Raw genomic sequence first — 9,574 nt, 5'->3', positions numbered from 1 at the left:
CATCGAATCAAAGCAAAGTTAAAGGGCTTGCCACCTGCAATTTACAGACAACAAGCCCTTCTGGCTTCTTAAACAATTTTAATTTGAAAATATTGTCTAACTTTTTGGGTTCAGTTCATCATATAAAGGATTCTGGCTTTTTTGTTTTCTTAAGGGGAAGTTGCTGTACCACGCTGTTTTTATGTTCTGGTAATGGACAGGCAGAAGTGAATCAGTGGTTCCGTCACCACATCCGCCTTATCTAAAGTGGCAATATCTGCCACCGTGAGGGTGTCTATGGAGATTTCTTTTCTTTGGATAGGATGGGAGAAATGATTGTCCAGCCAGCCATGCCAGAGTTCCACTTCTTCTGTGTTTTGCAGTTGTTCTTTTAGATATAAAATCAGTCCTTCTGCCCGTTCTGCTGTGAAATACCATTGGACTTGGGCGCAGTAAGTTTTTTTGGTCTGCATGGAAATATCTTTTTCTATGGGAAATATGGAAAAATCGTCGGGAAAATTACCATCCTCCACAGTGCCGTCCTCATGGATGACCACATCTCGGTCTGCGTAAAGGACAACGTCCGGTTTGTCTTTGTCAAAATCCTCTGCCAGCAGATAATCCGGCAGGTCAGTGATGCCAAGAGCAAGGGCTTCTCTGACAGAAAGCGGCTTCTCGTGGGGATTTTCCTGCAAAGGCAGGGGATTATTTGATGCGATATAGAGAATACAGCTCATAAAGTACCTCCTTAGATCATAGGCAGACAAAGATCACAATGGTGTTTGTCCACTTCTTTTTTGACATAGCGTTCCATGATCGGTCTGCCAAAGTCTATGGCATAGCCCTGTGCCGCCGCGGCGTTGAAACAGCCTGCCCATGCCTGTGCAAGGGCTTCTGTGGTGTGGGGCAGGGTGAAAATGAGATATTTTCCGCAGGGGAGTGTTTGGATAGGCAAATCCAACGACCCTTGGGTGCATACATCGTAGCGGCACAGATGGGGCAGCGTTGTATGGGGATTGTCCCAAGGCACTGCCCATATGGTGGTATCTTCCTGCCAGAGCCCTTTTTTGGTGATGCGGTTTTTCATTTCTGCCATAAGAGCGGCGTTTTCCTTGCCGTAAGCCCCTGTGCGGCACAAATACTGGACGGGCAGAGCATCCCAGTATGCTGTTTTCATTTCCAGCCAAAATGCCATGGCGTTCCCTCCTTTTTGTTAGAGAGAGCATAACCCCAGTTAAAATCATTTGCAAGTGTTTTTGTGAGAAACATTGCAAAAGCCAGCGAAACATGATATCCTCACCATAAAGTTAGTTGATGCTAATTGAGGAGGCTGTCTATGAAACCCATCACGAAAATTATACCTATTCTGTTGCTTCTTTCTTTCTCCGCGGCTGGCTGTGGTGAGAAAGAGCAGGTGAAAGAAACCCAGAAAAAGGTATCCTATGAAGAACTGACCACAGACCTGCAGCTTTCCGACGCACTGGAAGAAATGGACGAAGAAAGCAGAGAAAAGCTAGAAAACAGCGAGGAAATCGTGGTGACACAGGGGGTTTTGACCAAAGAGGAAGCAGAGAAATAAACTGTTTTATGAGAAAGCAAAGAAAGCTGGAATCCTAGGATTCCAGCTTTTTTAATCCTACTATTACAATTTTTCCAGATAAGCTTTGTTATCTTCAATAGCCTTTGTAGTCATGGCTTTGGAAGGGCCACCGATGACGTTTCTTGCTTCCACGCACTGTTTCACGCTGATGGCGTCGTATACGCTTTCGTTGAATACAGGGGAAATTGCCTGATATTCTTCCAGAGAAAGGTCGTCCAGATTGGTGTTGTGTTCGATGCAGTAAAGCACCAGATGGCCGATGATGCTGTGAGCGTCACGGAAAGGCACGCCCTGTTTTACCAGCCAGTCTGCGGCGTCGGTGGCGTTGGTGAAGCCGCCTTTGGCTGCCTGGAGCATGTTGTCTTTCTTCACGGTCATAGTCGCGATCATGTTTGTGAATACAGGCAGGCACATTTTTACAGTGTCGATGGCGTCAAAGAGGGCTTCTTTGTCCTCCTGCATGTCTTTGTTGTAAGCCAGAGGCAGACCTTTCAGTGTGGTCAAGAGTCCCATGAGGTGACCATATACACGTCCGGTCTTACCACGGATGAGTTCTGCCATATCGGGGTTCTTTTTCTGGGGCATGATGCTGGAACCAGTAGCGTAAGCGTCGTCCAGTTCGATGAAGCGGAATTCATGGCTGCTCCAGAGAATGATTTCTTCACAGAAACGGCTCAGGTGCATCATGAGCATGGAAAGGTCGGAAACCAGTTCCACGCAGAAATCACGGTCGGAAACGCCGTCCATGCTGTTGGCGGAGATTGCCGCGAAGCCCAGCTGTTCCGCTACGAAATAACGGTCTAAAGGATAGGTGGTAGTCGCCAGTGCGCCGCTGCCCAGAGGCATGACGTCTGTCCGTTTGTAAGCGTCGCAGAGGCGGTCATAGTCCCGTTTGAACATTTCCACATAAGCCAGCAGATGGTGTGCCAGTGTCACAGGCTGTGCCCGCTGGAGATGGGTATAACCGGGCAGGATGGTTTCTGTGTGGGCTTCTGCCAGTGTGTTCAGTTCCACCAGCAGGTTTTTCACCAGAGTTTTGATTTCGGTGATTTCTTTTTTGGTATACATACGGGTATCCAGTGCCACCTGGTCGTTCCGGCTTCTGCCGGTGTGGAGTTTTTTGCCCACGTCGCCAATGCGGCTGATGAGGATGGTTTCCATATTCATATGGATATCTTCCGCTTTTTCGTCGAAAGTTACTTTGCCTGCTTCGATGTCCTCTAAAATTTCACCCAGTGTTTTCACAATGAGGTCTGCGTCTTCCTGGGGGATAATGCCCTGTTTGCCCAGCATGGCTGCGTGTGCCATACTGCCGGTGATGTCCTCGTGATACATGCGGCTGTCAAAGCCGATGGAGGAATGGAAATGGTCTGTGAAGCTGTCTGTGGATTTGGTGAAGCGTCCGCCCCAAAGTTTCTGCATAAAAATCTTCCTTTCTATGTCATGGGGCGAAAGCCCGCAATTTTTAGTGATAAAGAAAAAATGGACTGTTCCCTTGGGACAGCCCCGAAAAACCTATGGCATAGAGTATCCATGCCGGTTTTTGTTGACCATGGTTTTCTGGAAGCCTGCTGATTCATGGGTCATGTATAGGCAGTGAAGGTAGTTTTGTTTGACTGTAGATGAACCAGTGCGTCCATGTTTCCGTTTGGTTTTTGATTCATGGAAACCGCTCAGGGCAGTTTCCATGTTTTTATCTTTTGTAATGTATGAACAAATGGGGGGCGAGGTGAGCTGCCCCCGCATATGTTTTCGTAAATTATTTGTTTTCGTGGTTTGCCATCATCATCGCGCGAACTTTCAGAGGCAGACCGAACAGGTTGATGAAACCGTCAGCGTCTTTGTGGTTGTACAGTTCGCCTGTGGTGAAGCTTGCCATGGATTCGTTGTACAGGCTGTAAGGAGAAGTGCTGCCGGCAGGGATGATGTTGCCTTTGTACAGTTTCAGTTTCACAGTACCTGTTACAGTTTCGTTTACTTTGTCGAAGTAAGCGCTTAACGCTTCACGCAGAGGTGTATACCATTCGCCGCTGTAAACCAGTTCTGTGAATTTGTTGCTTGCCACTTCGTTGAACGCCTGTGTTTTCTTGTCTGTGCACAGGTATTCCAGTTCACGGTGTGCGTAGTAAAGGATGGTGCCGCCGGGTGTTTCATATACGCCACGGGATTTCATACCTACCACACGGTTTTCGCAGATATCAGCGATACCGATACCGTTTTTGCCGCCGATTTCGTTCAGTTTTTTCAGCATTTCCACGGGACCCAGTTTTTCGCCGTTGACTGCAACGGGGATACCTGCTTCAAAGTCCAGTGTGATGTATTCAGGTACATCGGGAGCATCTTCGGGGGATACACCCAGCTGCAGGAGATGTTTGTAGTTCGGTTCGTTTGCGGGGTCTTCCAGTTCCAGACCTTCGTGGCTCAGATGCCAGATGTTGCGGTCACGGCTGTAAGAGTTGTCGTGGCTTGCTTCGAAAGGAATGCCATGTGCTTCCAGATAAGCCAGTTCGTCGTCACGGCTCTGCATGCCCCATGTATCCAGACGCCAGGGAGCGATGATTTTCAGTTCAGGTGCCAGTGCTTTGATAGTCAGTTCAAAACGTACCTGGTCATTGCCTTTGCCTGTTGCGCCGTGGCAGATAGCTGTTGCGCCTTCTTTTTTGGCGATTTCAACCAGTTTCTTTGCGATGATGGGACGAGCCATGGAAGTACCTAAGAGGTATTTGCCTTCGTAAACTGCGTTTGCTTTGATGCAAGGGTAAATCGCGTCTGTGATGAATTCTTCTGTCAGGTCAGCGATGTAAAGTTTGCTTGCGCCTGTTTTCAGTGCTTTTTCTTCCAGACCTTCTGTTTCTTTGCCCTGACCAACGTCGCCGCAAACTGCGATAACTTCTGCGTCATAATTTTCTTTCAGCCAGGGAATGATAACGGATGTGTCTAAGCCGCCGGAATATGCCAATACGATTTTTTCTTTGCTCATGATATTTTTCCTCCTTGTAATCGAACGATGTGTCATCGTGTATGCTCTTGAATATTTATGAGTCTATTATACATAGCATTTTTTGGAATTGCAAGAGTAAAATGCAAAATTATATGTATTTTGGTAGTATTTATTAAATAATTATGCAAATATCGTTTTGTTTTATGGATATTTCAAGGCGTGTATACAAATAATATACAGTTTTTGATGCATAGTTGAATATGTATGGTGAATGTATATTATGTATGCATGGTTTTTTGTACCGTCTTTGGGCAGACAGACACATTTTACTTTGCGAAAAGCCCCTTTTGTGATATGATTAGGGATAGAAATCATTTGTTTTTACAAAAGAAAAAAGAGCGAAAGAAGAAGGAGGCATATGGTATGAAGGTATTGACATATATGCAGGGTGGACACAAAGCAGTAGGCATTTTGAAGAAAAACGGACAGGAAGTGGTTCCCGTGAACTATCTGGGCTGCGGTCTGGTGAATATGACAGAATTCATCGCTTCCATGACTGAAGACAAAATGCAGAAGCTGGAGAAAAACGCGGAACTGATGGACGGCATTCCTATGGAAGAAGTGCGTCTGCTTTCTCCCATTGTGCACCCCAAACAGGACGTGATCTGTCTGGGCATCAATTACTATGCCCATGCGGAAGAAGCGGCAAGATTCCACGATGAGGCTTTCGGCGGCGAACGCCCCCAGCCCATTTATTTCTCTAAACGGGTGAACCGTGCCGTTGGGGATGGAGAACCCATCGACGGACATTTTGATATTGTAGACAGTCTGGATTATGAAGCGGAACTGGCTGTTATCATTGGTAAGGACGCCAAAAACGTGGCAGAAGCAGACGCTTTTGACTATGTATTCGGTTATTCTGTACTGAATGATGTCAGCGCAAGAAACTTGCAGACATCCCACAAACAGTGGTACTTCGGTAAGAGTCTGGATGACTTTACACCCATCGGTCCTTGGATCGTGACAAAAAATGAGTTTGAAAATCCTCCCGCATTGTCCATCCGTTCCTATGTGAATGGAGAACTGCGTCAGGACAGCAATACATCCCTGATGATTAACGGCGTGGCAAAAGTCATCAGCCAGCTTTCTCAGGGCATGACTTTGCAGGCAGGCACCATCATTGCCATGGGTACCCCCGCTGGGGTAGGCATGGGCTTTGAGCCCCCGAAATTCCTGAAAGCCGGCGATGTGGTCACCTGTGAAATCGAAGGCATCGGCAAACTGACCAACGAAGTCAAATAAGGAAGACCTTTCTGACACTTCTGGCGGTGTTCCTCTGTCTGTTTCGTTGGGTAACATTGGTAACATAAAAGGAGAATATTATGCAAAAAGATATGATTAAGGTAATGAGTGTATTCGGCACCCGTCCCGAAGCCATCAAAATGGCACCTCTGGTGAAAGTGCTGGAACAGACGGAAGGCATCGAAAGCATCGTCTGCGTCACCGCCCAGCATAGAGAAATGCTGGATCAGGTGCTGGAGACTTTCGATCTGCATCCCAAATACGATCTGAATATCATGCAGAGCCGCCAGACATTGGCAGGCATCACCACCCGTGCTCTCACAGGGCTGGAAGAAGTCATGGCGGAAGAAAAACCCGACATCGTACTGGTCCATGGGGACACATCCACCACATTCGCAGGTGCATTGGCTGCATATTATAATCAGGTGAAAGTGGGTCATGTGGAAGCTGGTCTGCGTACCTATGATAAGTATCAGCCTTTCCCCGAAGAAATGAACCGCCGCCTGACAGGTGCCCTCACAGACCTGCACTTTGCGCCTACCAAACTGGCAAAGGAACATCTGCTGAAAGAAAACATCGACGCTGACGGCATTTTCATCACCGGCAATACAGTTATCGACGCTTTGGCACATACCATCGAAGAAAATTATACCTTCCATGAAGAAGAACTGAACACCATCGACTTCAAGGGCAAACGTGTCATTGCCATGACTGCCCACCGCCGGGAAAATCTGGGACAGCCCTTGGAAAATATCTGCCATGCGGTAAAACGCATTGTAGAAGACTTCCCCGATGTGGAAGTGGTTTACGCTGTCCATAAAAACCCTGCCGTTGTGGAGCCGGTACACCGTATCCTTGGGAATAACCCTCGTATCCACCTGACAGACCCTCTGGATCTGAAAGATATGCATAACCTGATGTGCCGTTCTTTCTTTGTTATGACAGACAGCGGCGGTTTGCAGGAAGAAGTGCCTTCCATGGGCAAACCTGTACTGGTGCTGCGTAACGTGACAGAACGCCCCGAAGGGGTGGAAGCCGGCACATTGAAACTGGCAGGCACTGACGAAGAAACCATTTACGCTATGGCAAAAGAACTGCTGACAGACGCAGAAGTTTATGAATCCATGGCACAGGCAAAAAATCCCTTCGGGGACGGCAACGCTTCCAAGCGTATTGCGGCAGCCATCCTTTATGCTTTCGGCAAACAGGATGCGCGCCCCGAAGATTATACCATCACAACCGAGGCAAAAAGCAGCGGCAAGGAGGAAAAACCTATGAAAGAAGAACGTATGGCAATTTTGAGCATGCTGGAAAAAGGGCTCATCAATGTGGATGAAGCGGAAAGACTGCTGACTGTGCTGCAAAATGGCACAGGTCTGGAAAAAGACGGTCTGGGCAAGGCTGTAGGCAGCGCACTGGAAAAAGCAAGCGCTGTACTGGGCAGTGTAGCAAGAACTGTTGGGGAAAAAGCGGAACAGCTTCAGCCCCGTGTTCGTGAAGTGGCAACAAAGGTTGCAGATAAAGCGGACGAAATGCAGCCCAAAGTAAGAAGCGCCGCATTCCGCATGACAGAAAAAGCCCAGGAACTGAAAGAAGACGCAAGAACATATAAAGAAAAATTGCAGGCAAAACGCCGCAATGAAGAAGAAGACTGGGACGATCTGGATCTGGACGAACTGGATGCAGATGAAGCAGCAGTAGAAAAAGCAGCAGTTGCAGACGAAACTCCCGCAGAAGAAGCACCTGTGGCAGAAGCGGCAGCAGACGTGACAGCGGCAGCTGCGGAAGAAGTGACTTCTGAAGAAGATCTGACCGAAGAAGAAGTGGATCCCGTTATGGAAAAATATGCAAAGAATGTGGAAACCGTGCTGGATTCCGTACAGTTCCAGATGGAACAGATTGACGAATGCGAAGACTTCCTGAAATCCGCCTTCGGTGATGTAGACCCTTCCGAATGGGAAGACGATGAGGAAGAAGAAACAACAGAAGAAAAGAAAGAAGAAGAAAAGTAATTTCGTACTTTGAAAACAGACGTACGAAAATATCGGACAATCCGTTTTTTCGTGCGTTTTTTAACAGGAAAAGGGGGGAGTTTATGGATTTTCTGCGGCTGCTGGCCTTTGGCTATTTGCTTTATGGCATTGTGGGACTTTTTGGTTTTCAGAAAATCCCAGAAGCCCATCGGGATAGACCATGGACAAAGTCCTATACTCGCTGGCAGGCGGTGTCATGGATTTTGACGGCGCTGCCTTTGCTGGTGTATTCGTTTTATTTTTCGTCCGGGCAGTGTATGGTTTCTTTTGGAAAACGGATAGGGCTTCTTCTGTTGTTGTTTGTGCCGACTATCCTATTTGAAGTGATTCGCTCCCGGAAATTCTCCAGACTGCTTAAAGGGGAGAAAGAGCGGGAAAAGGCAGAGGAGGGTAGGGAAAGGCAATGAAAAAGCCCTTGCAATTTATTTGCAAAGGCTGTAATATAAATCTTAGAAAGAGGGTTGCCGTTTTTCGCGAGGCGGTCAGTCCCGAATATGTGGATAAGACCGTCTAACTTCGCAGGTTAGGCGGTCGCTTTTTATGATCTCTTATGTAAATGACATAAGGTGATAACACCAATGATCACTAAACAGAATTGAAACAATTCGTTATAGGTAACCATCGTATCACCTCCCCTCGTGGGAAAGTGACTGAACCGCCAAACGGCAACCCTTACTTTATTCTATCATGATTTGGTAGGGTTTTCCATGGGTTTTTGGCAGAAATGGAGGGGTTGCATGGTCAGAAAAGGAAAGGCAGAGGACTGCCGTGGCATTTATGAACTGATTTGTGATATGGAGGAAAAGGAACTGCCATGGGACGCTTTTTCCCAGATGTATAGGGAGATGCTGGTGGACAGCCGCCATGTTTTTTTGGTATGGGAAGAAGAAACGCAGGTGAAAGGCGTTCTCCATCTTCGCATGGAAAGACAGCTCCACCATGCCGCTCTTGTGGCGGAAATCATGGAATTTGCTGTAGATAAAAACGCCAGAAGCAACGGTATCGGCGGCGAAATGCTCACATACGCCAGTGATTTGGCAAAGGAAGCGGGCTGTGTGCAGATAGAAGTTGCCTGCAACCAGCTGCGGAAAAATACCCATCGGTTTTATCTGCGGGAAGGCATGCAGAACTTCCATTATAAATTTTCCAAGTCCCTTACGGGAGAAGATACAACAGAAAACGTGTTGGGCAGATAAAGAAAACTCCCTGTCGTGGAAGGACAGGGGGTTCAGGGTGTCGAAAAAGTCGACCCCCTGTCGTCAAAGGCTCATTTCATTCAAGCCTTTGACGAGTTGACAGATGTATAAAGTCAAAGTTCCATCGGCTAAAAAGCCTTGAAACTTCGGCTTTTCCTCGTCGGAAATGAATTCCGACTACGGATTCTAGTTGGGGAACTCTTTGTTCCCCAAACCCTTCCGCATTCTTGAAAAAAGTAAAAAATCTGAAACCCCCTGTCGTGGAAACAACAGGGGGTTTTGTTATTGTACGCCGAACAGGTATGACAAAACCCCCAGTTCAACTGGGGGTAGGTAAAAATACTTTAGTATAAGAAAGAAACCTCCTGCGTTATAATGAAAATGGTCTGGCAACCCAAATTATAGAAGCAGGAGGTTTTGTCAATGAATGACATAAGAAGTTTATCACATTCCAAATGGAGATGCAAATATCATATTGTTTTTGCACCTAAATATCGCAGACAGGTGATTTATAAAAAGTTAA

10 protein-coding genes are annotated in these 9,574 nt (G+C 47.0%); 6 read left to right on the top strand and 4 right to left on the bottom strand.

What is annotated here, in order from left to right; genetic code table 11:
- Positions 1-179: 179 nt before the first annotated feature.
- Positions 180-716 (bottom strand): hypothetical protein, encoded by a 537-nt coding sequence (locus INF29_RS13065; protein ID WP_193487098.1) that lies wholly within the window; start codon positions 714-716, stop codon positions 180-182.
- Between the two features lie 11 nt (positions 717-727).
- Positions 728-1,174: a GyrI-like domain-containing protein gene (locus INF29_RS13060; protein WP_193487096.1), complete on the bottom strand. Its 447-nt coding sequence runs from the start codon at positions 1,172-1,174 to the stop codon at positions 728-730.
- A 141-nt stretch (positions 1,175-1,315) separates the two neighbouring features.
- Here INF29_RS13060 and INF29_RS13055 point away from each other — a divergent pair, with 141 nt between their 5' ends.
- Entirely contained in the window at positions 1,316-1,558 is a 243-nt protein-coding gene (locus INF29_RS13055) for a hypothetical protein (RefSeq protein ID WP_193487094.1), read from the top strand.
- A 63-nt stretch (positions 1,559-1,621) separates the two neighbouring features.
- Here INF29_RS13055 and argH read toward each other — a convergent pair whose 3' ends face one another.
- Positions 1,622-3,001: an argininosuccinate lyase gene (gene argH / locus INF29_RS13050; RefSeq protein ID WP_193487092.1), complete on the bottom strand. Its 1,380-nt coding sequence runs from the start codon at positions 2,999-3,001 to the stop codon at positions 1,622-1,624.
- Positions 3,002-3,338: 337 nt separating this feature from the next.
- Positions 3,339-4,559 carry an argininosuccinate synthase gene (locus INF29_RS13045; protein ID WP_072848142.1) on the bottom strand — a complete coding sequence of 407 codons (1,221 nt, stop codon included), beginning with the start codon at positions 4,557-4,559 and terminating at the stop codon, positions 3,339-3,341.
- 384 nt (positions 4,560-4,943) lie between these two features.
- Between INF29_RS13045 and INF29_RS13040 the strand changes: the two genes are divergently transcribed.
- The 5 genes from INF29_RS13040 to INF29_RS13020 form a co-directional block, all read left to right on the top strand.
- A complete protein-coding gene (locus INF29_RS13040) occupies positions 4,944-5,822 on the top strand; it encodes a fumarylacetoacetate hydrolase family protein (protein WP_072848140.1) in 879 nt (292 codons plus the stop codon).
- Between the two features lie 80 nt (positions 5,823-5,902).
- Positions 5,903-7,834, top strand: coding sequence for a non-hydrolyzing UDP-N-acetylglucosamine 2-epimerase (wecB, locus tag INF29_RS15410; RefSeq protein ID WP_330608338.1), 1,932 nt, complete (start codon positions 5,903-5,905; stop codon positions 7,832-7,834).
- Between the two features lie 83 nt (positions 7,835-7,917).
- Entirely contained in the window at positions 7,918-8,262 is a 345-nt protein-coding gene (locus tag INF29_RS13030; RefSeq protein WP_193487090.1) for a hypothetical protein, read from the top strand.
- 330 nt (positions 8,263-8,592) lie between these two features.
- Positions 8,593-9,051, top strand: a complete 459-nt coding sequence (locus INF29_RS13025) for a GNAT family N-acetyltransferase (protein WP_087988835.1) — start codon at positions 8,593-8,595, stop codon at positions 9,049-9,051.
- Between the two features lie 423 nt (positions 9,052-9,474).
- A partial coding sequence (locus INF29_RS13020; RefSeq protein ID WP_193485085.1) for a transposase occupies positions 9,475-9,574 on the top strand: 100 nt, incomplete at its 3' end.

Origin of the sequence: Anaerotignum lactatifermentans, assembly GCF_014982935.1 — a bacterium.
Taxonomy (GTDB): domain Bacteria; phylum Bacillota; class Clostridia; order Lachnospirales; family Anaerotignaceae; genus Anaerotignum; species Anaerotignum lactatifermentans.
This window is presented reverse-complemented; position numbering and strand designations above follow the sequence as displayed.

What these genes read in the sequence shown, in the direction of transcription:
- INF29_RS13065 (WP_193487098.1), bottom strand. Translation starts at nt 716, where the DNA reads ATGAGCTGTATTCTCTATATCGCATCAAATAATCCCCTGCCTTTGCAG.
- INF29_RS13060 (WP_193487096.1), bottom strand. Translation starts at nt 1,174, where the DNA reads ATGGCATTTTGGCTGGAAATGAAAACAGCATACTGGGATGCTCTGCCC.
- INF29_RS13055 (WP_193487094.1), top strand. Translation starts at nt 1,316, where the DNA reads ATGAAACCCATCACGAAAATTATACCTATTCTGTTGCTTCTTTCTTTC.
- argH (WP_193487092.1), bottom strand. Translation starts at nt 3,001, where the DNA reads ATGCAGAAACTTTGGGGCGGACGCTTCACCAAATCCACAGACAGCTTC.
- INF29_RS13045 (WP_072848142.1), bottom strand. Translation starts at nt 4,559, where the DNA reads ATGAGCAAAGAAAAAATCGTATTGGCATATTCCGGCGGCTTAGACACA.
- INF29_RS13040 (WP_072848140.1), top strand. Translation starts at nt 4,944, where the DNA reads ATGAAGGTATTGACATATATGCAGGGTGGACACAAAGCAGTAGGCATT.
- wecB (WP_330608338.1), top strand. Translation starts at nt 5,903, where the DNA reads ATGCAAAAAGATATGATTAAGGTAATGAGTGTATTCGGCACCCGTCCC.
- INF29_RS13030 (WP_193487090.1), top strand. Translation starts at nt 7,918, where the DNA reads ATGGATTTTCTGCGGCTGCTGGCCTTTGGCTATTTGCTTTATGGCATT.
- INF29_RS13025 (WP_087988835.1), top strand. Translation starts at nt 8,593, where the DNA reads ATGGTCAGAAAAGGAAAGGCAGAGGACTGCCGTGGCATTTATGAACTG.